The organism is Microcoleus sp. N9_A1 (genome assembly GCF_036701795.1).
In the GTDB taxonomy this organism is placed as follows: Bacteria; Cyanobacteriota; Cyanobacteriia; order Cyanobacteriales; family Microcoleaceae; genus Microcoleus.
In genome coordinates, this window is sequence record NZ_JAUBRI010000038.1 from 46,501 (window position 1) to 69,801 (window position 23,301).

The following is a 23,301-nucleotide window of genomic DNA, read 5'->3' on the forward strand; positions in this document are numbered from 1 at the left end:
AAACTCCTACAATATCTTATATTTTATTTGCGCTGTCGGGCTGATTTATGGTATCTTTGTCTCTGCCTGCAATTCCCCGCCAGCGGCGTATACGGCTTTCACGTTATACCAATTCAGAAAAATCCGAGCAATTTCTAAAGCTAGCTGGGGCTTGCCTTGGTCAATCAACCACTGCAAAAAAGGAGTCATCGTTCGCTCGTTCAGCATCCCACCTAATGATAAAACTCCCCACAGGATTTGGTGCAAAAAAGTCATTTGAATCATCATCTTTACTTCCCAAGTTGGGTGTTTTTGATAAAACAAAACTCCCATTCTCCCGCGCTGAATTTCGCGGTCAATCATGCCCGGAATTTGCTCTAAACTAAAAGGTGGATGCCAGTGATAGCCGACAGCATTCGGACATTTAATGAGTTTCAAACCTAATTTTTTCAACCTAACTCCCAACTCTAAATCTTCCCATCCATACAGTTGAAAGCGATTGTCAAAAAGTCCAGCATCCAGCAGCCAGTGGCGGGCGATTGCCACATTTCCCGTAGCAAAATAAGCCGCTGAAAAATCGGTGATTTTGTAAGGCTCTGAGGTAGGATTGTCGAAATTGCAAGTATTAATCACACTGCCGTAAGTAAAAACAGCATCAGTATCTTTGTAACCCTGTAGTAAAGCATCGGCGTGTGCTTGCAAAAAATGCTCTGTTACCACCAAATCGCTGTCAATAAAAATAATCGTATCGCCCTTAGCATCTTCAACGCCCAAATTCCGTGCCGCCGCCGGGCCCTGGTGAGATTGACAGATCGATCGCACATGGGGTAAAAAATCAGCATTTGCGGCCAACCACTCCAGAGTCCCGTCCGTCGAGCCGTCGTCCACGACAATTACTTCATACTCTCTGACAATCTCACCGAAGTGCTGATTTTCCAAAGCCAGTAGACATTTTGCCAAAATCGGTTTACGATTATACGTCGGAATCACAACACTAAAAAACACGCCTTTTCCCCATTGCCACAGTTACCGTATTCCACGGTAGCAGATTTTTCGCAGCAACTCCCCCAGGAAATAGCCAAGTTTAGCAAAAAAAGAATATATAAATCTGTACTATTTCTGACAAGAATCGATCTCAATTAGGTGCATAATGAAAAGTCGGTTAAATATCAAATCTTGCACCATTCTCCAGAACAGGCAAGATGCCTGTGCCGCAAAAATTTAATTTTATTGTGGGGCAGGCATCTTACACCATTCTCCAGAACAGGCAAGATGCCTGTGCCGCAAAAATTTAATTTTATTGTGGGGCGGGCATCTTGCCCGCCCCTAAAAGGCTGATTCACAGCGGGTGCAAGATGTCAGTTAAATTCAGGATGTAAAGAGCAATGAGTCGCGCTAAAAAAGTTGTACTAGCATATTCGGGCGGAGTAGATACCTCCGTCTGTATTCCTTACCTCAAAAACGAGTGGGGTGTGGAAGAGGTAATTACTCTGGCCGCTGATTTGGGACAGGGAGACGAATTAGAACCGATCCGCAAAAAAGCTTTAGCATCCGGTGCTTCGGAATCTTTAGTTATTGATGCTACCGAGGAATTTGTCAAAGACTATGCGTTTCCAGCCATTCAAGCTAACGCACTTTACGAAAACCGTTATCCCCTTTCGACTGCCCTGGCTCGCCCGCTGATTGCTAAATTGTTAGTAGAAGCTGCGGAAAAATACGGTGCAGATGCGATCGCCCACGGTTGCACAGGCAAAGGAAACGATCAGGTACGGTTCGATGTGTCGATCGGCGCGCTGAATCCCAAGATTAAAATCTTAGCACCAGCGCGGGAGTGGAAAATGAGCCGCGAGGAAACGATCGCATACGGCGAGAGATGCGGCATTCCGTCCCCGGTGAAAAAGTCTTCGCCTTACAGTATCGATCGCAACTTATTAGGAATGGCAATTGAAGCCGGAATCCTGGAAGATCCTTGGGCTGAACCGCCGGAGGAAGTTTATTTGATGACAAAGGCGATCGAGCAAACTCCCGACACACCCGAATACCTAGAAATCGGTTTCGATTGCGGCAATCCTGTCAGTTTGAACGGCAAAGATTTATCACCAGTCGCCCTAATTTCCCAACTCAACGAAATAGTTGGCAACCACGGAGTCGGCCGGATTGACATGATTGAAAACCGCCTAGTCGGGATTAAATCGCGGGAAATTTACGAAACACCAGCGATTTTAGTTTTGATGCACGCGCACCGAGACTTAGAAAGTTTGACGCTGACAGCAGATGTGACTCGGTACAAGCGCGGCATCGAAGAAACCTACAGCCAAATGATTTACAACGGTCTTTGGTACAATCCTTTGAAAACAGCTTTAGACGCATTTATTCAGGACACGCAAAAGCGAGTTACTGGAACCGTGCGACTCAAACTATTCAAAGGAAATGCGACTATTGTCGGCCGCAAATCTGACAATTCTCTGTACAGTTTCGACTTAGCAACCTACGGCGCAGAGGACGAATTCGACCACAAAGCTGCCGAAGGATTTGTCTATGTTTGGGGACTACCAACCCGCATTTGGTCGGAGAAAAATCGGGGTTAGAAATAGGAGCGAATTAGGGTTAAAAACTTGATGTTAAGCCGCCGAATCGAATTCGGATTAAAAATTCGATATTAACCCGCCGAATCGAATTGGTGGCTTAACAAACAAAGTCCGCCTTCCCGGAATTAGAGTAGGGTGTGCACAGCACACCTTATTTGCCGCACTCGCCCAACCTGTGCCAGTTGCGTAAGTCCTGTTATTATTAAAATCGGTGTATGATTATTAACATCGGTAAATAACCTAAAAAGTTTCAGTCTCATCACTCACATCGGGGTATTATACTGAAAAAGTCAGTCTAATTAATAGTTAGACATCAGCATATTTGAAGCATAATATTTGAAGCATAAGATAAGGAAAAAATTTGCTATGTCTAAAGTATGTTTTAATGTCAGTGGTCATAAAATACAATTAATTATAAGCCAGTTGGGAGGAAAAGAAAGTATTGTTCATGATAACAAAACGATTTCCGAAAAAAAAACTATCTCGCTCTGACCTCTAACCACTACTTTAAAGTCAGTGAAGATGGAGAAATGTCAAGCTATGAACTGGTTTTCAAAGCCAAGTTTTCGGGTGTAATAGAATATAGTGTTAAACTAAATAATGTGCTGGTTAAAAAGGGTACATTAAGTGTATGGACAGGCGGAGTAATCAGGATATTCTTTTTCCCCATTGATCTGGCTCTGTTCTTACGGACAATATCTTTAATTTTTATTCCACAATTAAGAGAAATTTTAAGTCAGCAGCTTTTAGGTTATCTTGATGTCGGAATAAATTTCCTGTTTTCTCTTGCTTTTTTGGGATTTGCAATCTCCTTAAAGAGAGTTCTTTTAAGAAACTTGCGCTTTGTCACCACAGTGCTCTGGACTCGTGTAGGTTTAATGATTTTCGGCTCCTTATCACTGATTTTCAGCTACCTACAAGAAGGAATTATTTTGAGTTACATTTGGGTTATTGCTCTTAGGCTTGGATTTATCAGGCTTTTTTGGTTTCTTTTGAAGAATTGTGACGCGCTAGCTCAAGAATTTAAGTTCCAATCTTCCTAATGTGAGAGTTACCCGGCGATCGTCAAAGCAGGCGGTAAAGTACGCAGTGCCAGCCTTGTCAAAGTCAGAGCGAGCGATTGGCGTCATCAAGGGCGATAGTAATAATTGTTCATTCAGTTGACAGTTGACAGTTGACAGATGAGTGCGACCTCTACCTAGAAGGAAGAGGATTGGAGAATAGTTTGCTTTTAATTTCTCGCCTTTAAGGGAGAGGCTTTAAACCAATTCTTTCTGGCAATTGGTAATTGGTTATTAATAATTGGTTGTTTATTATGATTTTTATTTATTTCATAGTTGCTCCTTCTTCCTTTTTGCTGCTTATCACTAAAATTTCTGTTTTTCCACACTTCCCAAATCCAACTTAGCCCGCAACTCTTCCTTAATCCGATTTAAAATAGAATCCTCATCCAAAGAAGACAAAATCTTGCTCACAACAGCCTTCGGCCCATCATCTCCCCAAGAAGCACCATTAGCCAAATAAGCCTTAGTAACTTGACCGATTCCGTAGGAAGAAACCCCCGCAATTGCAGCTTGAGTCACCGCCACAGACAAATAAGGCCCTAAAGCCAAACCCCCCGTCGCCGGCGTAGCCAAACCCAACAATCCTTTCAAAGAACTCAAACCCAAATTAGCCAACAATTCGCCAGCAGTAATTCCCCCCATACTAATCGCAATCTTTTGCAGCAATTCCACCGCCCCCGCTTCTGTCATCGCAATGCCGTAAACTTTAGAGAGTGTTAATATCATCACCACATCAATTACCGCACCGCTGAGAATATCAACTACAGTAATTGGATTTAGGGCGATCGCCACAGCTTTAGTCATTACGCCATTCCAGATAATGCGATTAGCAGCATCATCTCGAATTTCCATTTTTCGCTGTACTAACTGCTCGTTAATATCTCCCGCACAGAGCATCGTATTCAGCGCGACCAAAGATTTGCCTTCTCGGTCTAAAATCTCCAAAATTTTTAATTTTAAATCTTGCACTTGTGGCAAACTGCGCGTCATTTTGACTCCCATACTTCCATCGGGACGGCGCACCGCCTGCGCTGTCAAAGGTGAAGCCGCCGACATCACAATTTCATCGGGAGATAACAATTCTCTCACGCGATCGTCCCGAATTTTATGATAAATTGCCAGTCTATCTGCATCGGGATACTGGTCAATTTTATTAAATACTAATAACATCGGTTTTCCGGCTTCCCGCAACTGCGAAAGTGCTTGATATTCGACTTTCGTAATGTCGCCAGCAACTACAAACAAAATTAAATCTGCTTGTTTAGCAACGCGGCGGGCTAAAAGTTCGCGAGTTTCGCCGTCAACTTCATCTATTCCCGGAGTATCGATTAATTCTACTTGCGATAAACGGTAAATAACAGGCGAAAGTCGATCGGGTAAACCGTCATCAACACCATCTCCGACATCCCACTGGCCAATAGTTGTGGTACGAGTCACGCCGTGAGTCGGGCCAGTTTCAAACACATTTTGACCGAGTAGCGCGTTTAAAACCGAAGATTTCCCCCTTCCTACCATCCCAAACACAGCGATTTGCACGCAAGCGCGCTCTAGCTTGTCGAGCATTGTTTCCAAGCCGCCAATTTCCGGCTCCAGTCCAGTTCGCTCTTGTGGTGTCAAATCGAGATGTTCTACTATATCTCGCAGAGCATCTTTAGCGCGGCGCAGGTTGAGTTCTGCTTGAATGTCTGCGAAACTTAATATTGTGTCGTCTAATTCGCGATCGACATTTGAGAAATCCGATACTTCAGTCATCTGATGTTATGGCTTTGCTTTGCTTAAAGTTTCAACCGATATGATGCTATTCTAGCTTTTTCTGCGGCCTTTGTACATTCTCTCAGATTTATCCAACTCTAACTCTCGGATGTACTCAACTCTAACTCTCGGATTTACTCAAATCTGACCCAGCCAAAAATTCTCGCATTCACCCACAAGTCCGCCGGGGATTTAAATCCCCGTCTCATAGCAAAAGTCGGTTTAAACCGACTACAAACCTCGATTAGAGTGTGATGGATTTCAGTCTAAAGTCCTCCCATTCACCCACAAGCCCGCCGGGGATTTAAATCCCCGTCTCATATCGAAAGTCGGTTTCAACCGACTGCAAACCTCGATAATAATCTGATAAATTTCAGTTTTCTTTCAGAGGACTTTCGCTATGAGACAGAGATTTAAATCCCTGTCGGACTGTCGGACTGTCGAACAGTCGAATTTACCGAATTTAAAATAATTTACAACCAATGATTAACGCCAACAAAATAGCAAATTATCCATTTCTATTACGAGTAATAATTTTTCTATTAATTTTAGCAACAATCTGGCTGCCCGTCGCCACCCCAATTTATCTCTTAGTTAAAGATAGCAACCTCGCAACTATTCTAACAATGGGATTGTTGTTTGTCGAATTTATTTTCCTAGTGCGGCGCTGGGGAAAACAGGTTTACGGACAAACCCAATTACTCAAAAGTTACGGTTTAGTAAATACGCGACAAAACGGTTTTGAACTTTTGACTGGATTGGCGATCGGGCTTTCGATCACTTTCACCCTGTTTTTAGTGCAAGGACTGTTCGGCTTTGTCTCGTGGCAAAATTCTGATAACTTGCCTCGAATCATCGCAGAAGGGCTATTAAGCGCCCTGGGAGTGGGTTTTGCGGAGGAGTTGGTATTCCGTGGTTGGTTGCTCGACGAGTTGCAGCGGGATTACAACAATCAAATTTCTGTGCGGGCGAATAGCCTGGTATTTGCCCTATCTCATTTTATCAAACCCGTGGAGGCAATGCTGCGGAGTTGGCCTCAGTTTCCGGGCTTGTTGTTGTTGGGTTTGATACTGGTTTTGGCAAAGCGCAACTGTCAAAATCGATTGGGTTTGTCGATCGGGCTTCATGCAGGTTTAGTCTGGGGATACTATATAATTAACATCGGAGAGTTAGTACGATATTCTGGCTCTGTTCCCGATTGGGTGACTGGAGTTAATGGCAATCCGTTGGCTGGGGCAGTGGGGCTTTTGTTTTTGAGCGTCTTGGCTGTGGGAATGCGGCAGATGTCAGAACGTTCAAAAGGGCGATCGGATTAATCAATCCTTGAAAATGGCATAATAGATAAGACCATACTCTACCACCAACCTTGGGCAATTTTTATGCAGCTTGCTGAACTTCTACCACTCGTGAAAGATTTGCCTCACACTGACAAACTTTTACTACTGAATTTTATCGTATCCGAATTACTGCAAGAATCAGGTATAGTTCCGCTAGAAGAGCCAGGCAAAGCATCTAGCACTAATTCCTACAACTCTTTTGAAGCCGCTGCTGTTTTAGCGCAGGCATTATCAGAAGAAAAAGCAGTAAAACATGGTTGATAAAGTCAGATTTGCGTTTACCGAAATCGATCCGCAACTGGGTGCATTAAGTACATTGCCTTACTTGCCACTAACTTTAACTTATCACAATTGCTCTTTAAGTGCATCAGGCTTGCTAGATACAGGTTCTAGTGTTAACGTATTGCCCTACGAAATGGGATTAAGATTAGGAGCAATTTGGGAACGTCAAACACTTTCTGTTCCATTAGGAGGCAATTTGGCTAGGTTTGAGGCGCGGGCATTGGTATTGAGGGCGAACATTGAGCGCTTTCCTCCAGTGGATTTAGCTTTTGCTTGGACAAAAGACAGGAATGCTCCATTAATTATGGGACACATGAATTTCTTTCTGGAGTTTGATGTCTGCTTCTACCGGGCTGAATTATTATTTGAAATTAGTCCTAAAAGAAGAGGCGAGCAAAGATAGGCTGGGTTTGTCGATCGGGCTTCATGCAGGTTTAGTCTGGGGATACTATATAATTAACATCGGAGAGTTAGTTCGATATTCTGGCTCTGTTCCCGATTGGGTGACAGGAATTAACGGCAATCCGTTGGCTGGGGCAGTGGGGCTTTTGTTTTTGAGCGTATTGGCTGTGGGAATGCGGCAGATGTCCGAACAGTCCAAAGGTTCGTAGCTCGCTCGTAGGGGCGGTGTCCCCGTGCCCGCTATTTTCATGGCGACGCACCCTACAACTACTTAGGCTTATGTCTCAGAATTTTCAGATGATTAGCATTTCCGGTGAAATCATGGGCGGAACTCCTGTTTTTATTGGCACTAGGATTCCTGTTCAAACACTTTTTGACTATTTAGAAGCCGGAGAGTCAATTGATGATTTTTTAGAAGGATTTCCAACTGTAACTAGGGAGCAAGTAATTGCTCTGTTGGAAGAGGCTAGAGCCGATAACTAACCATAAAAATTATCATCTAATATCTGCTCAAGAGAAAATGGACAAACATTAGGATATTCACTAACATCAGGAATTCGCACCCCCAAAGCAGCAAATTTACTTTCCTTAATTGCTAATTTACAAGCTTGAGGATAGGCTTTATCAATTGCTTGAACAAGAAAAGTTTTCAAAGAAGGTGTATCTTCTAAACTGCTTAAGACTCGCTGGCGATGTTCAATAATTGAATTATACCAACTCATTTTCATAGTATCTGGAGCATCAAATTGCACCTTCACCTTTAGCAAGTGAGCTAACAATATCATTAAATTACTTTTTAGTGCATTCTGCTCGGATTTACCCAAACTATTTAATTCCTCAATCAGATGTTCAATATCAAGGGATTCAAATTGACCATTTCTTAGATGCTGAATTGTTGAATCAATCCAGATTTGAAAATCCTGTTCATAGAGAGGTTCAAGCATTGTTATAAATCAAATAATAACCGATAGTGATATGATAGCTTAAAAAACTCAAGATAATACGAACGACTGATAGCATCCCTCAATCGCGCCTCCTGTTCAGCAGCAATAGTTGCTTGACCAGCAAGTTCTTTTGCTAAATTTAGGTATTGCGACCAATCAGAACTCATCAGTGTATTCCAAAATTGTATAAAAATGCTCCCGAATTTCGTGGGATAATCCCCTAGACCAATTTTTACGCAATTCGTCTTCTCTATCCATTGCTTCATCGGGATCGAGGTCTGTTAAGATGATTGAGAGAACCAGATGAACATAGTTAGGGATTTCCGGGTCATTGATGACTTGAAGTAATAGTTTTTGTTCGGGGAAATAATTGCTAATTTGAACGGGTGCTTCTAGGACAACGGGAAGTAAAAACGGATATTTGTTAATAAATTCAATGACTTCTATTTTGTCTCGGAAAATGTAGGATTTTTCTAGGGTTTCGATGTCGGATTGGGAAATGAGGAAAGGCGCGACTCTGGGTGCTGATATCTTTTGTAAGATTAAGGATGCTATGGCATTTTGTTCTGCTTCGGGTAGTTGAGAGACAGTGGCAAAACTTTCTGCTAATAGGTTATTCATTTTGTAAATCTCCTATGCGACTATTCGTGATAAAAATCAATATTTCTAATTATAATCTGTTCGGCGGTGAATCGGGGAAAAAAATTAGTTTACTACGCTGGAACCCATCCTAAATCAGCACCAACTACTCCGTAAATAAACCAAACTATTTCAACCGATCGCTCTTTGTGCATTTAGACATATACTATGTACATGGATTGAAAAGTACGCGCTGTAGCTATCCCGTAGGGAATCGCCATCCCAGCATCAATCACAAATATGAACGTCAACGATAAGCTCAAGACTATTTTAACCCAATTGCGATCGCAATTCGAGATCCTGTATGGCGATCGGCTCACCCAAATGGTACTCTACGGTTCCCAAGCACGGGGCGACGCACAGCCCGACTCAGATATTGATGTTTTGGTGGTTCTCAAAGGGTCAGTCAATCCAGGCGAAGAAATCAAAAAAACCAGCTATATTCGGGCAGACTTATGTCTACAAAATGATGAAGTGATTAGCTGTTTATTTATGGACGAAAATCGGTTCATGCACTACAACGGGCCTTTGTTGAGGAACATTCGTAAAGAAGGAATAGCTTTATGAAGCCTGAACAATTAGACTTGATTCTGAAAGCTCGTGAAAGCATCTCAGCAGCAAGATTATTGCTAGATAATGGCTTTTCTGGCTATGCGGCTGCTCGCGCTTATTATGCTATGTTTTATATTGCTGAGGCATTTTTAGATGGTGAAGGAATGTCTTTTTCTAAACATTCCGCAGTGATTGGAGCTTTCGGTCGAGAATTTGCTCGTACAGGAAAAGTCCCTGCTGAGTTTCACAGATTTTTGATTGATGCTCAAGATTTACGAAATAGTGGAGATTACGGGGGAATTGATACTGTCACTGTCGAACAAGCTGCGGAACAAATTAACTGTGCCGAACAATTTGTCGAATTAGCTCAAAATCTAATTGGCTCTCTACCGCCACCTTAAAATTATAGTTAAGTCCTAAAGATATAAAAACCCGGTTTCTTTGTCGGGAGTGCATCCACGAGTGCCAAAAAATAAATCGAGTCACCAGAGACGACAAAAAAAGTGAAAAAGAAAGAAGAGTAAAGAGCAAAAGGGCAAAAGTGTAAAGGGCTAAGAAGTCATCGCGGCAACACAAGCCACCCGAAAACCGACGAATTCGTCGCGGAAAGACGACGGATCCCAGCCGCGAAGGGCCGCACGGCAGTACCACGGATTGTAGTACCACGAACCACCGCGCAAGAGCCGACCATCAGATCCACTTGCTTCCCAAGCACTTCCGTCAGTCGGCGCACCGTTATAATTATCGTGCCAAACATCTTGACACCATTCCAACACATTCCCGTGCATATCATAAAGTCCAAAGATATTAGGCGGAAAACTACCCACAGCAGTTGTTTTTTCACGATAGATTCCCTTCGGTGCAGCACCGTAGAGATAATTGCCGTCATAATTAACTAAATCCGGGGTAACTGTATCCCCAAAATAAAAAGGTGTAGTGGTTCCTGCACGACAAGCATATTCCCATTCGGCCTCGCTAGGCAGTCGATAATTGCGTCCAGTAAATTGAGATAACCTCGCACAAAACTCTGTAGCATCATCCCAAGATACTTCCTCAACAGGCAAATCATCACCTTTAAAATTAGAAGGATTAGCCTTGAGGTCAATCTTGACTTTTGGTAAACCTGCCACCGCACGCCATTGAGCCTGAGTCACCTGATATTTTCCCATTAAAAAAGCGGGAACATTAACAGTATGCTGCGGCCCTTCATAGTTATCTCGTTGTGCTTCCGTATTGGGGGAACCCATGACAAAACTGCCACCAGGAATTGCCATCATGTCTAAAGTTATGCCCTTGGCGATAGTTTCTGTAAAAACCTGTGCTTGACTTTGGTTGCGCTTGGTGATTTCCCCCGTTGAATTCACTGTCACCGTTTCAAATTGAACTGTTTTTAGGGAATTTGACGATACTTTTGGCGATGGAGTTTTTGGTGATGGTGGTTCTAGTGTTCGGGTTTCTGGAGGTGGTGGCAACTGAGATGGTATATCGTCGTTGGGTAATATCGGTGACGATGGCTCATTCGTTGAAGTTTGAGGCGATTTGTTCCCCAAACTTTGATACACAACTAAACCGATAAGTCCTAATCCAGCCAAACCGACTAATTGTAAAAAACCTCGCCTTGTCGGTGGCGGCGGTGGTGTTGGTGTCGGTGTCGCTGGCGGTGGGAGAGGCGACGACAAAGATAAAATTGCTTGCAATGCTTCCCCTGCATCTTGATAGCGCTGACTGAAATTATCGCGCACCATTTTATCCAAAATATTCGCTAAATTATTGCTAACTTGTGCCTGATTTTGCCAAATAACTTCTCCCGTCTGCGGATCTTCTGGTAAGGTATGAGGAGGTTGACCAGTCAATGCTTGAATCCCAATCATCCCCACTGCATAAATATCGCTACACAGTTTAGGTTTGCCCTTCGCTTGTTCGCTGGGCATATAACCCGAAGTACCAATGCCAACGGTGAAGCTAGTTTGTCCTTGAGCATTAACAACCATTGTGCTAATTTCCTTGACCGCCCCGAAATCAATCAAGATAATTTTACCATCTTGGCGGCGCATTAAATTAGCAGGTTTCAAGTCACGATGAATCACATTTTGCTGATGAACAATGGCTAAAACTTCTAATATCTCGTGCAATAATTTAATAGTATGGGATTCGCTTGATTTTTTACCGAGAATCAGTTCTTTGGTAAGGTCATGTCCTTCGATAAAATCTTGCACCAAATAAAATTCGCCATTTTCCTCAAAGTGGGCGGAAAGGCTGGGGATTTGGTCGTGTAGCTTACCCAATTTATGCAGCGTTTCGGCTTCTTTGTCGAATAAGCCTTTGGCAATTAGTAAATGGTCGGGATTGGGATCTTTCGGTTTAAGATGTTTGACAACGCACTGAGGATGTCCGGGTAAGTCTAAATCTTTGGCTAGGTAAGTATCACCAAAACCGCCTTGTCCCAAGAATTTGATAATTTGATAATGATTGCGGAGGGTACGACCCAGCATAGTTTTCAGGGAATGCAGTGGAAGTTAGGATATATTGTCGCACAAAAAGTAATGAGATGCTTAAACTCAGAATCGTTTCCACAATTATACTGCTAGTTAGTGCCTGTTGTTCATCTCCCGCACAAGCACAAAATTATGCACAAATCAAGCAAAATAACTCTTTAGTTCAAGTGCAGCCAACGCGAGAACAAATTCTCAATGCTTGCGTGCTCAATCAGGCTGAAACTTTGCCAAATCCTTTTACCGATGTGCCATCAAATCACTGGGCTTACAAAGCGGTTTTGACGATGTATTATTGCGGCGCTTACCGAGAAGCAACCCCGCCTGCTTTAATTCAAGAATTACTGCAATCAATTGATTATCCCGCATTTCATCAGAGGCTAGAAACCGGGTTTTTTACGAAAATACTTGTTGAAAACCATAAATCTCGGAAAAACCCGGTTTCTTAGTTCGTAGCGTCAAGGCCAAAGAAACCGGGTTTTTGAGAGTTTTAGCGTGCTGCAGTGCGGTATTGTCGTAAAAAGCCGGTTTCTGACTCAAGGTGTTTCCAGGCCAAAGAAACCGGGTTTTTGAGAGTTTTAGGGTGCGGTAACGAAGTATTTCGTAAAAACCCGGTTTCTGAGTATCAAAACTGGGCCCGAACCGTAAAGGAATAGTCCCCGCCCGGTTCAAGCTGATAATCCCATTTTTCCAGAAAACGGTGCAGCGGTTCTTGAATCAATGCCCTACCCCGAGATGGTTCCAGTATCAGTGTTTTTTCTGCGGTGAAACGCCACTGAAACTGCCACTCAAAATTGCCGGCACTTACTTCACCCTCAATGGTGCCTTTTAGCCAAGATTGGCCAGTCACTCGGACATATGCAGTTGTTTCGGGCAAACGTCTCGAACTCACCTTTTTGTTTCCGCGTTTGTTTCTGCAATGGTACGATTGTTGTAAAGGCTCATGGCTTTTTCTACTCCCTGATGGAGGCTAAGTTCCACAGCTTCTACAACTAATTTAAGCACTTTTTCTACTAATTGACTTTCCTCTGAGGAAAATTTTCCTAATACGAAGGAAATCGTATCTTTGTCGTTTTTAGCAGGATCGTTTTGAGGTTTGCCGATGCCAATCCGCAGGCGGGGAAATTTGTCTGTACCTAAATGAGATATTGTGGATTTCATGCCGTTGTGCCCGCCGGCTGAACCTGCTAGCCGGATTCTCATTTTGCCGATCGGCAAATCCATATCGTCGTATACTACTAATACGGACTCTGGAGGTATTTTGTACCAATCCGTCGCCGCCCGAATCGATTGGCCCGACAGGTTCATGTACGTCAACGGTTTCAGCAAGCGGATTTTCTGTCCCCGCGGCCGATTTCCCTCGCCAAATATGCCTTGAAATTTGCGGTTTTCTGACAGGGGAATTTGCCAAGATTTAGCCAAGGCATCTACTGCATTAAAGCCGATGTTGTGTCGCGTGCGATCGTACTTTGGTTCAGGATTCCCCAAACCCACAATTAGCTGGGGAATTACTAACTCCGCTGGTGTTTCCGATTTTTGAGTGTTGTTCATCTAATTGTCTGTGATATCTTCCTTAGCAGCCGCCGCGAGTTTTTCTGGTTCCGGCTTTTTGGTAGTTGCTACTGCTTCTTCTAGCTGCTTGGTTTCCCGCGTAAACTCCGACTCAAAATCCCGCGAAGCATCTTGAAAACCCCGAAGTGCTTTCCCGAAACTCCGACCAATTTCTGGCAACTTTTTTGGGCCGAATACCAACAGGGCGATGGTAAAAATCACTGCCATTTCCGGCAAACCAATGCCAAAAATATTCATTTTTTGTCTCCGGTAATTTGTTTAATTAGTTAGCATTTAATTACGAGGGACTAACGGGAAAGGGCAAGGGAAAATGGGAAAACTTAGCTTTTACCATTTCTCCTCCACCCTCAGCTTTTACTGTTAGCCTTAATTTTCGCTCAAATTCTAGCGGCCGAGACTCGACCAATCAACATCCACATTCTCTAGAATCAGAGAAGAGTTGTAGATTTGCAAAATAATCAACAAGAACACGAAAAACAATCCGATGAAAACGCTCATCAACAGGGTGGTTCCCCAACCAGGGGCTACCTTGCCGTATTCTGAGTTAAGGGGTTTGAGTATATCTCCTAACCAAGTCCGCTGTGCCATAAGTCACCTACAATGAATCTCTACAGAAAAGTTTGACATACTTCCACCGCTAATTGCGATCGCAATTTCTCAGAAATGCAGGAAGGGGACTCGGACAACGGCGAGTGGGGGTTGGCGGCAATACCGTATTGCGCCTAAAATCACTAGACTTTCAGACGGATTGTTATTTTTTGTAATATTATGGAGTGGATCACTCATAATCGATCAAAAATATGGAACCCGCAGCAGTTCTAGGCATTTCACTGGGCGTGTGTCTGGTGGCAATCACCGGATTCTCGATCTACACGGCTTTCGGCCCTCCCGCTAAGGAATTGAGAGATCCTTTTGAAGAACACGAAGACTAAAAAAGTTCGGCAACGGATTTTGTAACGGATGTAACGGATGGATGGATGGATGGATGTTCGGCAGCGGATGTAACTGATGTCAGAAAGAGGGAAGAAGAGATTTTCACTTTTCCTCTTCTCCCAATTCCCTCCTCTCCCCTGTCCCTCGTAGATATTCTGCTACCGGGATGCGATCAAACTTCTGCAGTGCCCGATCGACTGTCGGCATCCCAGTCAATGCTATATTCTTCAAAAATACAGTAAATCTCTATTTGAAAAATCTATCTTCCAGTTAAAGTAAAAATTATTAGGTTTCAGGCGAAAGCACTATGGGCAACACCTTCGGGCATTTATTTCGGATATCGACATTTGGGGAATCTCACGGCGGCGGTGTGGGAGTAGTAATCGACGGTTGTCCGCCCCTGGTATCGCTAGACGCATCGGAAATTCAAGCGGAACTCGATCGCCGTCGCCCCGGCCAAAGCAAAATTACGACACCTCGCAAAGAAGCAGATACCTGCGAAATTCTGTCGGGGGTGTTTGAAGGCAAAACTTTGGGAACGCCGATCGCCATTTTAGTCCGCAATCAAAACACTCGCCCCCAAGACTACGAAGAAATGGCGACAACTTACCGCCCTTCCCACGCTGATGCTACCTACGATGCTAAGTACGGAATTCGTAACTGGCAAGGCGGAGGTCGCAGTTCGGCGAGGGAGACAATAGGTAGAGTAGCAGCAGGGGCGATCGCTAAAAAAATTCTCTTCCAAGCCACAGGCGTAGAAATAGTCGGCTACGTTAAACGCATCAAAGACTTAGAATGCGTCGCCGACCCAGACACTGTTACCTTAGAACAAGTAGAAAGCAACATCGTTCGCTGTCCAGACGCCGAATGTGCAGATCGAATGATTGAACTGATCGAAAAAGTTCGCGACAGCGGAGATTCGATCGGCGGCGTAGTCGAATGCGTCGCCCGCAACGTACCCAAAGGCCTGGGAATGCCCGTATTCGACAAACTCGAAGCCGACTTGGCCAAAGCCATCATGTCCTTGCCCGCCAGCAAAGGCTTTGAAATTGGTTCCGGGTTTGCCGGGACTCTACTCAAGGGCAGCGAACACAATGATGAATACTATACTGATGATAAGGGTGTAATTCGTACAGTGACGAATCGCTCCGGCGGAATTCAGGGCGGCATTGCTAACGGCGAAAATATTATTTTGCGGGCGGCCTTCAAGCCGACTGCGACCATTCGCCAGCAGCAGCGCACAGTTACCCGAGAAGGCGAAGAAACCCTGCTAGCGGCCAAAGGACGGCACGACCCTTGCGTTTTGCCAAGAGCTGTGCCAATGGTGGAAGCAATGGTAGCTTTAGTTTTGTGCGACCATCTGCTGCGCCATCACGGACAATGTGGAACCTTAAAATCTGAATTTTAAAATGGAAATCAGCTTGTCCTCTGTAGCGGCAACTCCCGTTGATTGCCCTCAACCCTCGGAATCAATAAAAGGTATGGATGATTTTGTCGTACAGTTCTGGGGCGTGCGGGGCAGCGTTCCGACACCCGGACAGGAAACTGTTCGCTACGGCGGCAATACTTCTTGTTTGGAAATGCGAGTAGCTGGCAAACGCTTGATTTTTGACGGCGGAACAGGCTTGCGGATGCTGGGAGACCAGTTGCTGGAAGAAATGCCGGTGCAAGCTTATATGTTTTTTACTCACTATCACTGGGATCACATTCAAGGTTTCCCGCTGTTCGCCCCAGCTTTCATCCGCGGCAATAGGTTTGATATTTATGGGGCGATTCCGCCGGATGGAGATTGTCTCAAAAGGCATTTTGTGGAACGGATTCTGCACTCAAATTCGCCGGTGCCGCTGATGGGTTTGCCTGCAGATTTGAATTTCTACGAACTCAATCACAACCAGACGATGATGCTGGACGATATTGAGATTAGGACTGGTTCTCTCAATCACCCGAATACTGCTATGGGATATCGGGTGAGTTGGCAGGGACGTTCGGTGGTTTACTGTTCTGATACGGAGCATTTTCCCGATCGACTAGATGAGAATGTCTACAATTTGGCCCTCGACGCTGATGTGCTGATCTACGATGCCATGTACACCGACGAGGAATATCACAACCCCAAGTCTCCGAAGGTGGGTTGGGGACACTCGACTTGGCAGGAAGCGGTGAGAATGGCTAAGGAAGCGCGGGTGAAACGAGTGGTGATTTTTCACCATGATCCGGCTCATACTGACGATTTTCTCGATCGCATCGCCGAAGATGTGCAAATCGCTTTCCCCAAGGCTGTCATGGCCCGCGAGGGTCTGATTTTGCCGATCGGCTTCTGAACTTTCGCCTAGGCGAGGTCGATCGAACCATCAACCGATCGAACCATAATTGTTATGTGAATATGTGGATCTGGGGGCGAGACCAGCTCCACAATTTTTTTTAATACGCAGCAAACTCTTAACTGCATGGTATAATTCTTGATTGTTAAGTTTTTAGGCAGAGTATTTAAGGTTTTTTTTATTCTTCAACCGCGTCCGCAAGACGCCAAGACGTAAGATAATTGGAGAATTGTCAAGGGTGAAAAGGAGACTGTTTTGAATGTCAACAAACACGGGGAGGCGAGGCGATCGCACGCCTGAGTGCTAGTCTGATGCCAGTAGACTTCCAGAAGCCTTGTTACAGATTAATTATTAAGGACAAAAACTGAAGTTATAGCTCGGATCAAATAAAAGCGCGATCGGTTTTTTCGGATCATGAATATTGACAACTCTCAAAAGCTAATAGCTTTTAGGTAGAAACTGAGAAAATTTTCAGCAGTCAATTTGACTAACCAGAAAGAAACGATCGCTCTGGCGTTTGGCAGTAGCTGCGGCAAGCGAATGTTATGACTTGACTATCAAAATGGGAAATTTACGTTTTAGATCTTCAGCACATCAATACAGATGGATTGCCCTAGGCAGTTTTGCTGTAATTATGGGTATTTCAGGCGCCCTAGCCTACCGCCTCGCCCCGCCCCCCGGATTCATGGCTCAAGGCACTCTCACTTCTAATAATCCGCCAGTCAAATTTTCGAGCACGGGTACGACAATTCTCAAGCAGGGAGAGCAACTCACCCCGGAGGTTCTCCTAGCAGATAATGTTGTCAAAGCAGTGGCAGATGCAGTTAAGCTGTCGCCCCAGCAAGTTCGACAAAATGCTAGTGTCAAAATTTCTAAGCCGGAACAACCCCTAGAAATTATGGTTGGGTATCGCTCGCTCGATCAGGAGCAAGCAATCCAAACGGCAGATATGTTGATGAAGGGCATGGTTGAAAAAAGCCGCCTGATTAACAGATATCGGTGGCAATCGGTCAATCAGACGCTAAACCAACGCTTGGCACAAGTCACTCAAGACTTGAAACAAGCTCAGCAAAAACTCGACCAATACGAAAGAGAGCGCGCTCGCCTGTTGCAGCAAATGAAGCTTCAACAAGACGTTTATAACAAAACTCAGCTTGCAATGGCGGATACGCAAGCGTCGGAAAAAGAAATGGTCAGCAGTTTGGCCGCCGCTACAGTGCCGCAAATTGTGGCGACGCCCACGAGCGATCCGACTGTGCCTCTGATTTTTGGAATTGGCTTGCTGTTGGCGATTTTGGTCAGCCGCGGTTTGATTCCTTCGGTGGCGGATTGGAGGTACAAAGCAGCTTTTCAGCGAGAAGAGAGCGACAGGCTTCAAAGTGCTTTGTACCGACTGATCAAAGAAGGCCGCGGCGAAATCACTCTGGTGCGGTTTGCTATGGAAACGCGGCTGTCACCGGATGTCGCTCAGCGTTTTTTGAACCAACAAGCTGAAGTTTTTAATGCCAATTGCGAAATTAAAGACGACGGCAGCATCTTGTATCACTTCCACATTTAAACGGCTGCGGGCGATCGCGCTCCACAGAATAATTTAGCCGATCAAGTCATCACTGCTCGATCGGCTTGTTTTTTTGTTACTAGGACTTATATCAAGTTCGGTCGATCCACCATCCCGCTCTCGGTCAACGCCGGTTTACGGGATCTATAATTTATACTACAGATTTTCGTGAACCCGCCGGCACGAGCTTAATTGCGGTCATTTTATCGGAGATGACATTACGACCCGGTTTCTGAGCTTGTAGGGTACCCCGGATCTAAAAATTGCTCGATCAACAGAGGTGTTGACGACCGTAGCGCACCCAAAGATTTGGTCAGTTGTCTCCAAGATTAAAAAATGTTTCATTTTTGTGTTCCGCTCCCTTAAATATATCTATAATCATAAAAAGTATGTAAATGTACGGTTGCTTTTTACCTCAGTTACTGCATAAACAGGTATTTTATCGTTAAACCTTTCTTAAGGGGTAAGTCAGCTCAGTATAAATGCTTTAGTCTGGAACAATAACTTGTTCAGGGAAGTTACGTAGTTTCACATCAAAAACTTGATGGGCCAAAAGCCTGGAATCAAACTCCCCGACTGAAAGCGTACATTTTCATATTGAACTTTTGTAATCACCTAGAGGCTAGACCATGACGTTAGGAATAATTTGTTCTTCTTTCGTAGCTTACTTTTTGCTAATGTCGATCGCTAATTACGGCGACACTGGAATGTAGATTAGTTAAGGCACTTATGCACCGAGACATCAGGCAGCAGGCAAAAAAAGCTGTTTGACAACTTCTTGACAACTTCGATTAAGTCTCAGCTTGGGCCATGTCTGTGGTGTCATATCGGACAAAAAAATGGATGGATGAAGGAGTCGTTAAGTACCGCTGTGACTGGGAAGAAGCAGACCCTGTAGCTGGCGGGAACATAGCAGATTTGATGGACTGGCGCGATCGGCTCCACGCTTGGGGATTAATTGGCGTCTACGAAAATGGCATAGGGTTTGGCAACGTCAGCGTCAGACTCGGCAATTCTTGCCAATTCGTGATTTCGGGAACCCAGACTGCACATTTGAGGACTCTGGGATCAGAATTCTACTGTACTGTTACCGAATTTAACTTAGAAAAAAATTACCTCGGCTGCCGGGGCCCGGTACAAGCTTCGTCGGAGTCCCTGACTCACGGGGCCCTGTACCTTCAGAGAGATGATGTGGGCGCGATAATCCACGTCCATAATCCTAAACTATGGCAGCACCTGCTGTTTAAGATTCCTACGACTAGAAAAGAAATACCTTACGGCACTCCCCAGATGGCCTTAGAAATGTTTAGACTTTTTGAGGAGGAGAATTTGGCAGAGCGCCAAATTCTGGCGATGGCAGGTCACGAGGACGGCATAATCTGTTTTGGCAGCACCGTGGACGAAGCTGGCAAAGTCCTTTCGGCTGTGATTGGTTACAGATGAGATCTTGCACTATTCTCAGAAAAAGCTAAGAAACCGGGTTTATGGACAAAAAACCTAGGATTTTACCTGTGTCTATGGCAAGAAACTAAGGTGATGACGGGGATGCCTGATTTGAGTTAGACTGAGCTTTACCCTTGACATCGGGCCGCGGGCTCGATTTAGCCTAATGGGTTTAAAACTTTTGAACTGCCTCTTGCCTCTGCGGTAAGGGAAAGATATTTTTAAATAGAAACACATTATATAACAAAAGCTGAGAGTCATCGTGAATCCAACTAAACTTGTAAGCTCAAAAGAATTGCAATCAGAGGTATCTCGTCTCACCGAAGAGCTGCAAATGCGCGACCAATTGGTGCAGCAGTTGTCTCAAGAACTTTTCAGGCTGGTGAAGGGCAATTCGAGTTTTGTGCCGGCGCCGGAAGTTTCCGATCGCCACCAAGCTCAAATGCAGGCAATGCGGGAACAACTCCAAGCTGTTGAGGAACAGGTGGGTTTTTATCAGGAACAAATCGCCGAGCGGGATGCTGAGGTTTACCAACTGCGGCAGTCAGTGCAAGAATTGACAGATCGCTCTCGGATGCTGGAACAGGTGGTTCAGGAATTGCCAGGGGTTTACCGCCAGAAGTTTGCCGAACGGATCGAGCCAATTAAGGAAAAATTGGATCAACTGCAAAAGGAAAACCGCCAACTGCACACTGAGTTGCAAAGCGTCACTTACCGTCTCGCTGTGCGGAGCCGCAAGGCTAAGGGCTTGGATCTGCCGAGTGTCGATGAAACGGACGATCGGGGCATTCAAATGCCGAGCTTTGGCAATGTCTAAGGTTTTGATTGTGGCGGGCGACGAGAAAAGCGCGGCCGCAAGTCTGAAGGCTGCGATCGCTCAATCTCATCCTTTAACTGAAGTTAATATCTGTGGGGTTTCTGAACTCAATTCTGGTGCGATCGCTCCGAGTGGGGCGATCGTTTGTCCTTTGACGCTGGATCTGCCAGAAAATCTGCTTTTTCCTGCTCAAGATGTGTTTCGCTTTTGTGGCAATGTTGCGGCGGCGCGCGATCGAGTCTCCCAGGAGTTGCTTTTTCCCGTCGGGGGTGGCAATTTTTGGCTGCCTGTGGTGTTGACGGCAAAGGGGCCGCTGTATGCTGAGGCGATCGGTGGGGAACCTGACAAGCACTCTGGCGAGTTGAGTTACTCTCAACCGGTGCATTTGTCGGATGTTTGGCGACAGCAGTTGTATGAGTTGGCTTACCGCTTGCTAAATCTTTTAAATGCGCCGCCGGCGACTTATTTGATGCAGTTCGGGTTTGTAGGGGAAAGGATTTGTTTCGATCGACTTTGGCCTTTTCCGGCTGCACCTGCGATCGCTTCTGTCGGCGTTCAAGTGCCGGATTTATTTGTTTGTCATTGGTATTGCTTGACAAATAAACCTATTTATGATATACAAATTAGTTCTGCGGTTGCTGGAAGTCTCTTACAAACTTGAGATTTCAGCTCGGCAGATGATTTTAATCAAGCAACTAGAGCGGGAGTTTCAGCGGAGATAATTTGGTCGAAGCTGTCGAAGATTTCAAACAGTTGGTCGAGTTGAGTAATTTCAAAAATTAGCTTGACTGTGGCTGAGAGGTTGCAGATGACGAGGCGGCATCCCCGGTGGCGGGCGGCGTTGAGTCCGCCGACTAAGGCGCAGATCCCGGAACTGTCGATGAAATCTACGGCGGCCATGTCTATTACCCAGAGTTTGTGGCGATCGGGCACAATCTCGGCTAGCTGTTGCTGGAGGAGGCTGCCGGCTTGGGAATCCAGGCAGTTGTGAGGTTGAAGGACGATGGGTGGGTTGAAGTTGGGAAATTCCATAGCAGTTATCCTACGATCGTAAAGTATGAATAAGTTAGTTTAGTTGCTGACTCTCTTGAAAGACTCAGAGGATTTCAGCGTATGTTTGAGGATGTGCGATCGCCCTTGTGGAATCGGTGGGGAGAGCCGTTGTGATAAATTTAGCAGGAAACTGGCTAGCGATCGCGCGGAACGCAACCGCAACAATTCTCTATTCATCTAGTATGCCTGAAAGCTTAATTTTTAGTTGAGCCAGCGATCGCGACAACAGTGTGTTTTTCATCACATCGAAAGATTGCACTATTGGCTGAATCGAGCCAATATATAAATGTATTGAGCTTTGCAAAAGTTTACGAAGGCAGTATCGAATGTCTTTTGAGTTTTTATCGTTAGAGACTATTCAGCAGTTTGCGCGTGATTACGGCTACTGGGCAGTATTTCTGGGAATTTTGCTGGAAAATCTGGGAGTTCCTCTTCCAGGCGAGACAATTACAATTGCGGGCGGGTTTTTAGCCGGCAGCGGGGAACTGAATTACTGGTTTGTGCTCGGCAGTGCGATCGCCGGTGCTACATTGGGGGGAAATTTTGGTTATGCGATCGGCAGATACGGTGGCTGGCCGCTGCTGCTGAAGCTAGGACAATTTTTCCGCTTTCGGGAAGAACAACTGTTTGACCTAAAAGAACAGTTTAGCAAAAATGCAGCTAAAGCCGTATTTTTAGGCCGTTTCATCGCACTACTGCGAATTTTTGCTAGCCCCCTAGCGGGTATTGCAGAAATGCCTTTTTGGAAATTTTCACTGTTCAATGTTCTGGGTGCTGCAAGCTGGGCATCGGTAATGGTGAGTTTATCCTACTTCTTGGGACAAGTTGTGTCTTTAGAGAAATTGGTAGCTTGGGCCGCTCAATTTGCGGTATTTGCTTTGCTGTTAGCAGTTGCTTGGATTGCAATTCCTATTTGGTTGGAGTCGCGGACTTTGGACAAGACTAAGTAAGATTGGTGGTTAGACTTTTTGCAAGAGTTCTGGATTTTCTGTTTTTAACCGCAGATGAACGCAAATGAACGCAGATATTATCTATTTTTGCAAAAAGTCTAATGATTGGCGATCGGCTATTAATAAGTCAGGACTTCTGTCTCAAAATCATCAAATTTGTAGCGATAATTTCTGGCAGCAAAATCATCAAGTTGGTAGTGAGGACTTCTGTCCTGAATTGGGAAAATATTAGTCAATAAAGACTAAACTCCTGACTACCAAGCATTTTTATTGGTAATTAACATAACATCATATAAAGTGGAAGTCTTATCTCCCACAACTGAGGTGTTTGACAGAGGAGATAAATTTGCGGATTATCGATCGCTATCAACTATACAAGAATAGGTATTAATCGGTCAACAGCGGATGAATGTAGATTGCTACCGTCGCGATGTAGAAGGACGTTGGGTGTTTTCTTCCTGCGGCGAGGGGGACTGTCTGGATTTGGCTAGTATCAATTTTCAGTGTCCAATCTCTGCTTTGTATGAGGATGTTCCTGGATTGAGTTAACTGTAGTTTAGACTAAAAAATGAGCACAGCTAGAAGTAGCCACCTTTGAATCTCAGGCAAGCTGTTGCTCAAAA

General features: G+C 44.8%; 30 protein-coding genes. 19 read left to right on the forward strand and 11 right to left on the reverse strand.

The genetic code is table 11. The features are described 5' to 3' along the window. Nucleotides 1-45 precede the first annotated feature (45 nt). Nucleotides 46-984 (reverse strand): glycosyltransferase, encoded by a 939-nt coding sequence (locus QUA58_RS18160; RefSeq protein ID WP_333252087.1) that lies wholly within the window; start codon nt 982-984, stop codon nt 46-48. Between the two features lie 380 nt (nt 985-1,364). Between QUA58_RS18160 and QUA58_RS18165 the strand changes: the two genes are divergently transcribed. Then, nucleotides 1,365-2,567, forward strand: coding sequence for an argininosuccinate synthase (locus QUA58_RS18165; RefSeq protein ID WP_333395161.1), 1,203 nt, complete (start codon nt 1,365-1,367; stop codon nt 2,565-2,567). A 530-nt stretch (nt 2,568-3,097) separates the two neighbouring features. Further along, on the forward strand, nt 3,098-3,610 hold the full coding sequence (locus QUA58_RS18170) for a hypothetical protein (protein ID WP_333395162.1): 513 nt from the start codon (nt 3,098-3,100) through the stop codon (nt 3,608-3,610). Between the two features lie 324 nt (nt 3,611-3,934). On the opposite strand, the gene QUA58_RS18175 is transcribed toward QUA58_RS18170, so the two are convergent. Then, on the reverse strand, nt 3,935-5,383 hold the full coding sequence (locus tag QUA58_RS18175; protein WP_333252090.1) for a GTP-binding protein: 1,449 nt from the start codon (nt 5,381-5,383) through the stop codon (nt 3,935-3,937). 482 nt (nt 5,384-5,865) lie between these two features. On the opposite strand from QUA58_RS18175, the gene QUA58_RS18180 reads away from it, so the two are divergent. The 5 genes from QUA58_RS18180 to QUA58_RS18200 all read left to right on the forward strand — a co-directional run bounded on the left by QUA58_RS18180 (nt 5,866) and on the right by QUA58_RS18200 (nt 7,887). Further along, entirely contained in the window at nt 5,866-6,699 is an 834-nt protein-coding gene (locus QUA58_RS18180; RefSeq protein ID WP_333395163.1) for a lysostaphin resistance A-like protein, read from the forward strand. Nucleotides 6,700-6,762: 63 nt separating this feature from the next. Next, nucleotides 6,763-6,981 (forward strand): hypothetical protein, encoded by a 219-nt coding sequence (locus QUA58_RS18185; protein ID WP_333395164.1) that lies wholly within the window; start codon nt 6,763-6,765, stop codon nt 6,979-6,981. Beyond that, complete coding sequence (locus tag QUA58_RS18190; protein WP_333252093.1) at nt 6,974-7,405, forward strand: hypothetical protein; 432 nt, start codon at nt 6,974-6,976, stop codon at nt 7,403-7,405. Before QUA58_RS18185 ends, QUA58_RS18190 begins: the two co-directional genes overlap by 8 nt. After that, nucleotides 7,368-7,613, forward strand: coding sequence for a hypothetical protein (locus QUA58_RS18195; RefSeq protein ID WP_333252094.1), 246 nt, complete (start codon nt 7,368-7,370; stop codon nt 7,611-7,613). The genes QUA58_RS18190 and QUA58_RS18195 overlap by 38 nt, the downstream gene beginning before the upstream one ends. An 88-nt stretch (nt 7,614-7,701) precedes the next feature. Beyond that, nucleotides 7,702-7,887 (forward strand): DUF433 domain-containing protein, encoded by a 186-nt coding sequence (locus QUA58_RS18200; protein ID WP_333309746.1) that lies wholly within the window; start codon nt 7,702-7,704, stop codon nt 7,885-7,887. Here QUA58_RS18200 and QUA58_RS18205 read toward each other — a convergent pair. Both QUA58_RS18205 and QUA58_RS18210 read right to left on the reverse strand, forming a co-directional pair. Beyond that, nucleotides 7,884-8,348, reverse strand: coding sequence for a DUF29 domain-containing protein (locus QUA58_RS18205; protein ID WP_333252096.1), 465 nt, complete (start codon nt 8,346-8,348; stop codon nt 7,884-7,886). The two genes, QUA58_RS18200 and QUA58_RS18205, sit on opposite strands and share 4 nt — an antisense overlap. A 156-nt stretch (nt 8,349-8,504) precedes the next feature. After that, nucleotides 8,505-8,969, reverse strand: coding sequence for a hypothetical protein (locus QUA58_RS18210; protein ID WP_333395165.1), 465 nt, complete (start codon nt 8,967-8,969; stop codon nt 8,505-8,507). Nucleotides 8,970-9,227: 258 nt separating this feature from the next. On the opposite strand from QUA58_RS18210, the gene QUA58_RS18215 reads away from it, so the two are divergent. Continuing rightward, nucleotides 9,228-9,554, forward strand: a complete 327-nt coding sequence (locus tag QUA58_RS18215) for a nucleotidyltransferase domain-containing protein (protein ID WP_333252099.1) — start codon at nt 9,228-9,230, stop codon at nt 9,552-9,554. Further along, on the forward strand, nt 9,551-9,940 hold the full coding sequence (locus QUA58_RS18220) for a HEPN domain-containing protein (protein ID WP_333395166.1): 390 nt from the start codon (nt 9,551-9,553) through the stop codon (nt 9,938-9,940). Before QUA58_RS18215 ends, QUA58_RS18220 begins: the two co-directional genes overlap by 4 nt. A gap of 150 nt (nt 9,941-10,090) precedes the next feature. Here QUA58_RS18220 and QUA58_RS18225 read toward each other — a convergent pair whose 3' ends face one another. Next, complete coding sequence (locus QUA58_RS18225) at nt 10,091-12,031, reverse strand: bifunctional serine/threonine-protein kinase/formylglycine-generating enzyme family protein (protein ID WP_333395167.1); 1,941 nt, start codon at nt 12,029-12,031, stop codon at nt 10,091-10,093. Nucleotides 12,032-12,087: 56 nt separating this feature from the next. Between QUA58_RS18225 and QUA58_RS18230 the strand changes: the two genes are divergently transcribed. Further along, nucleotides 12,088-12,480, forward strand: a complete 393-nt coding sequence (locus tag QUA58_RS18230; protein ID WP_333395168.1) for an S-layer protein — start codon at nt 12,088-12,090, stop codon at nt 12,478-12,480. 176 nt (nt 12,481-12,656) lie between these two features. Here QUA58_RS18230 and QUA58_RS18235 read toward each other — a convergent pair whose 3' ends face one another. The 4 genes from QUA58_RS18235 to psbH all read right to left on the reverse strand — a co-directional run bounded on the left by QUA58_RS18235 (nt 12,657) and on the right by psbH (nt 14,191). Next, complete coding sequence (locus QUA58_RS18235; protein ID WP_194010069.1) at nt 12,657-12,923, reverse strand: DUF3146 family protein; 267 nt, start codon at nt 12,921-12,923, stop codon at nt 12,657-12,659. After that, the gene (gene pth, locus QUA58_RS18240) at nt 12,920-13,582 is read right to left on the reverse strand and encodes an aminoacyl-tRNA hydrolase (RefSeq protein ID WP_333395169.1); all 663 of its coding nucleotides are present in this window, start codon (nt 13,580-13,582) and stop codon (nt 12,920-12,922) included. Before pth ends, QUA58_RS18235 begins: the two co-directional genes overlap by 4 nt. Next, nucleotides 13,583-13,840, reverse strand: coding sequence for a TatA/E family twin arginine-targeting protein translocase (locus tag QUA58_RS18245; protein ID WP_333252104.1), 258 nt, complete (start codon nt 13,838-13,840; stop codon nt 13,583-13,585). Between the two features lie 147 nt (nt 13,841-13,987). Then, nucleotides 13,988-14,191: a photosystem II reaction center phosphoprotein PsbH gene (psbH, locus tag QUA58_RS18250; RefSeq protein WP_006633692.1), complete on the reverse strand. Its 204-nt coding sequence runs from the start codon at nt 14,189-14,191 to the stop codon at nt 13,988-13,990. 212 nt (nt 14,192-14,403) lie between these two features. On the opposite strand from psbH, the gene psbN reads away from it, so the two are divergent. From psbN to QUA58_RS18285, 7 genes are all read left to right on the forward strand, one after another. Beyond that, nucleotides 14,404-14,535 carry a photosystem II reaction center protein PsbN gene (psbN, locus tag QUA58_RS18255; protein WP_190742515.1) on the forward strand — a complete coding sequence of 44 codons (132 nt, stop codon included), beginning with the start codon at nt 14,404-14,406 and terminating at the stop codon, nt 14,533-14,535. A gap of 308 nt (nt 14,536-14,843) precedes the next feature. Continuing rightward, nucleotides 14,844-15,944: a chorismate synthase gene (aroC, locus tag QUA58_RS18260; RefSeq protein ID WP_333252105.1), complete on the forward strand. Its 1,101-nt coding sequence runs from the start codon at nt 14,844-14,846 to the stop codon at nt 15,942-15,944. 1 nt (nt 15,945) lies between these two features. Continuing rightward, the gene (locus QUA58_RS18265; RefSeq protein ID WP_333252106.1) at nt 15,946-16,857 is read left to right on the forward strand and encodes an MBL fold metallo-hydrolase; all 912 of its coding nucleotides are present in this window, start codon (nt 15,946-15,948) and stop codon (nt 16,855-16,857) included. Between the two features lie 634 nt (nt 16,858-17,491). After that, nucleotides 17,492-18,415: a hypothetical protein gene (locus tag QUA58_RS18270; RefSeq protein ID WP_333252107.1), complete on the forward strand. Its 924-nt coding sequence runs from the start codon at nt 17,492-17,494 to the stop codon at nt 18,413-18,415. A gap of 843 nt (nt 18,416-19,258) precedes the next feature. Continuing rightward, nucleotides 19,259-19,858, forward strand: a complete 600-nt coding sequence (locus QUA58_RS18275; protein WP_333252108.1) for a class II aldolase/adducin family protein — start codon at nt 19,259-19,261, stop codon at nt 19,856-19,858. 262 nt (nt 19,859-20,120) lie between these two features. Then, nucleotides 20,121-20,675: an Npun_F5560 family protein gene (locus tag QUA58_RS18280; protein WP_333252109.1), complete on the forward strand. Its 555-nt coding sequence runs from the start codon at nt 20,121-20,123 to the stop codon at nt 20,673-20,675. Further along, complete coding sequence (locus QUA58_RS18285; RefSeq protein ID WP_333252110.1) at nt 20,668-21,336, forward strand: hypothetical protein; 669 nt, start codon at nt 20,668-20,670, stop codon at nt 21,334-21,336. The genes QUA58_RS18280 and QUA58_RS18285 overlap by 8 nt, the downstream gene beginning before the upstream one ends. A gap of 26 nt (nt 21,337-21,362) precedes the next feature. On the opposite strand, the gene QUA58_RS18290 is transcribed toward QUA58_RS18285, so the two are convergent. Both QUA58_RS18290 and QUA58_RS18295 read right to left on the reverse strand, forming a co-directional pair. Beyond that, the gene (locus QUA58_RS18290) at nt 21,363-21,707 is read right to left on the reverse strand and encodes an STAS domain-containing protein (RefSeq protein WP_333252111.1); all 345 of its coding nucleotides are present in this window, start codon (nt 21,705-21,707) and stop codon (nt 21,363-21,365) included. Between the two features lie 39 nt (nt 21,708-21,746). Further along, nucleotides 21,747-21,905 carry a hypothetical protein gene (locus QUA58_RS18295; protein WP_333252112.1) on the reverse strand — a complete coding sequence of 53 codons (159 nt, stop codon included), beginning with the start codon at nt 21,903-21,905 and terminating at the stop codon, nt 21,747-21,749. A gap of 149 nt (nt 21,906-22,054) precedes the next feature. Between QUA58_RS18295 and QUA58_RS18300 the strand changes: the two genes are divergently transcribed. After that, nucleotides 22,055-22,678 carry a DedA family protein gene (locus tag QUA58_RS18300; protein ID WP_333041712.1) on the forward strand — a complete coding sequence of 208 codons (624 nt, stop codon included), beginning with the start codon at nt 22,055-22,057 and terminating at the stop codon, nt 22,676-22,678. A 64-nt stretch (nt 22,679-22,742) separates the two neighbouring features. After that, the gene (locus QUA58_RS18305; RefSeq protein ID WP_333395170.1) at nt 22,743-22,910 is read left to right on the forward strand and encodes a hypothetical protein; all 168 of its coding nucleotides are present in this window, start codon (nt 22,743-22,745) and stop codon (nt 22,908-22,910) included. The last annotated feature ends 391 nt before the right edge of the window (nt 22,911-23,301 follow it).

Excerpts from the sequence above, each read along its gene's own strand:
- QUA58_RS18165 (WP_333395161.1), top strand. The coding sequence starts at position 1,365 with ATGAGTCGCGCTAAAAAAGTTGTACTAGCATATTCGGGCGGAGTAGAT.
- QUA58_RS18170 (WP_333395162.1), top strand. The coding sequence starts at position 3,098 with ATGTCAAGCTATGAACTGGTTTTCAAAGCCAAGTTTTCGGGTGTAATA.
- QUA58_RS18175 (WP_333252090.1), bottom strand. The coding sequence starts at position 5,383 with ATGACTGAAGTATCGGATTTCTCAAATGTCGATCGCGAATTAGACGAC.
- QUA58_RS18180 (WP_333395163.1), top strand. The coding sequence starts at position 5,866 with ATGATTAACGCCAACAAAATAGCAAATTATCCATTTCTATTACGAGTA.
- QUA58_RS18185 (WP_333395164.1), top strand. The coding sequence starts at position 6,763 with ATGCAGCTTGCTGAACTTCTACCACTCGTGAAAGATTTGCCTCACACT.
- QUA58_RS18190 (WP_333252093.1), top strand. The coding sequence starts at position 6,974 with ATGGTTGATAAAGTCAGATTTGCGTTTACCGAAATCGATCCGCAACTG.
- QUA58_RS18200 (WP_333309746.1), top strand. The coding sequence starts at position 7,702 with ATGATTAGCATTTCCGGTGAAATCATGGGCGGAACTCCTGTTTTTATT.
- QUA58_RS18205 (WP_333252096.1), bottom strand. The coding sequence starts at position 8,348 with ATGCTTGAACCTCTCTATGAACAGGATTTTCAAATCTGGATTGATTCA.
- QUA58_RS18210 (WP_333395165.1), bottom strand. The coding sequence starts at position 8,969 with ATGAATAACCTATTAGCAGAAAGTTTTGCCACTGTCTCTCAACTACCC.
- QUA58_RS18215 (WP_333252099.1), top strand. The coding sequence starts at position 9,228 with ATGAACGTCAACGATAAGCTCAAGACTATTTTAACCCAATTGCGATCG.
- QUA58_RS18220 (WP_333395166.1), top strand. The coding sequence starts at position 9,551 with ATGAAGCCTGAACAATTAGACTTGATTCTGAAAGCTCGTGAAAGCATC.
- QUA58_RS18225 (WP_333395167.1), bottom strand. The coding sequence starts at position 12,031 with ATGCTGGGTCGTACCCTCCGCAATCATTATCAAATTATCAAATTCTTG.
- QUA58_RS18230 (WP_333395168.1), top strand. The coding sequence starts at position 12,088 with ATGCTTAAACTCAGAATCGTTTCCACAATTATACTGCTAGTTAGTGCC.
- pth (WP_333395169.1), bottom strand. The coding sequence starts at position 13,582 with ATGAACAACACTCAAAAATCGGAAACACCAGCGGAGTTAGTAATTCCC.
- QUA58_RS18245 (WP_333252104.1), bottom strand. The coding sequence starts at position 13,840 with ATGAATATTTTTGGCATTGGTTTGCCGGAAATGGCAGTGATTTTTACC.
- psbH (WP_006633692.1), bottom strand. The coding sequence starts at position 14,191 with ATGGCACAGCGGACTTGGTTAGGAGATATACTCAAACCCCTTAACTCA.
- psbN (WP_190742515.1), top strand. The coding sequence starts at position 14,404 with ATGGAACCCGCAGCAGTTCTAGGCATTTCACTGGGCGTGTGTCTGGTG.
- aroC (WP_333252105.1), top strand. The coding sequence starts at position 14,844 with ATGGGCAACACCTTCGGGCATTTATTTCGGATATCGACATTTGGGGAA.
- QUA58_RS18265 (WP_333252106.1), top strand. The coding sequence starts at position 15,946 with ATGGAAATCAGCTTGTCCTCTGTAGCGGCAACTCCCGTTGATTGCCCT.
- QUA58_RS18270 (WP_333252107.1), top strand. The coding sequence starts at position 17,492 with ATGGGTATTTCAGGCGCCCTAGCCTACCGCCTCGCCCCGCCCCCCGGA.
- QUA58_RS18275 (WP_333252108.1), top strand. The coding sequence starts at position 19,259 with ATGGATGAAGGAGTCGTTAAGTACCGCTGTGACTGGGAAGAAGCAGAC.
- QUA58_RS18285 (WP_333252110.1), top strand. The coding sequence starts at position 20,668 with ATGTCTAAGGTTTTGATTGTGGCGGGCGACGAGAAAAGCGCGGCCGCA.
- QUA58_RS18290 (WP_333252111.1), bottom strand. The coding sequence starts at position 21,707 with ATGGAATTTCCCAACTTCAACCCACCCATCGTCCTTCAACCTCACAAC.
- QUA58_RS18295 (WP_333252112.1), bottom strand. The coding sequence starts at position 21,905 with ATGAATAGAGAATTGTTGCGGTTGCGTTCCGCGCGATCGCTAGCCAGT.
- QUA58_RS18300 (WP_333041712.1), top strand. The coding sequence starts at position 22,055 with ATGTCTTTTGAGTTTTTATCGTTAGAGACTATTCAGCAGTTTGCGCGT.
- QUA58_RS18305 (WP_333395170.1), top strand. The coding sequence starts at position 22,743 with ATGAACGCAGATATTATCTATTTTTGCAAAAAGTCTAATGATTGGCGA.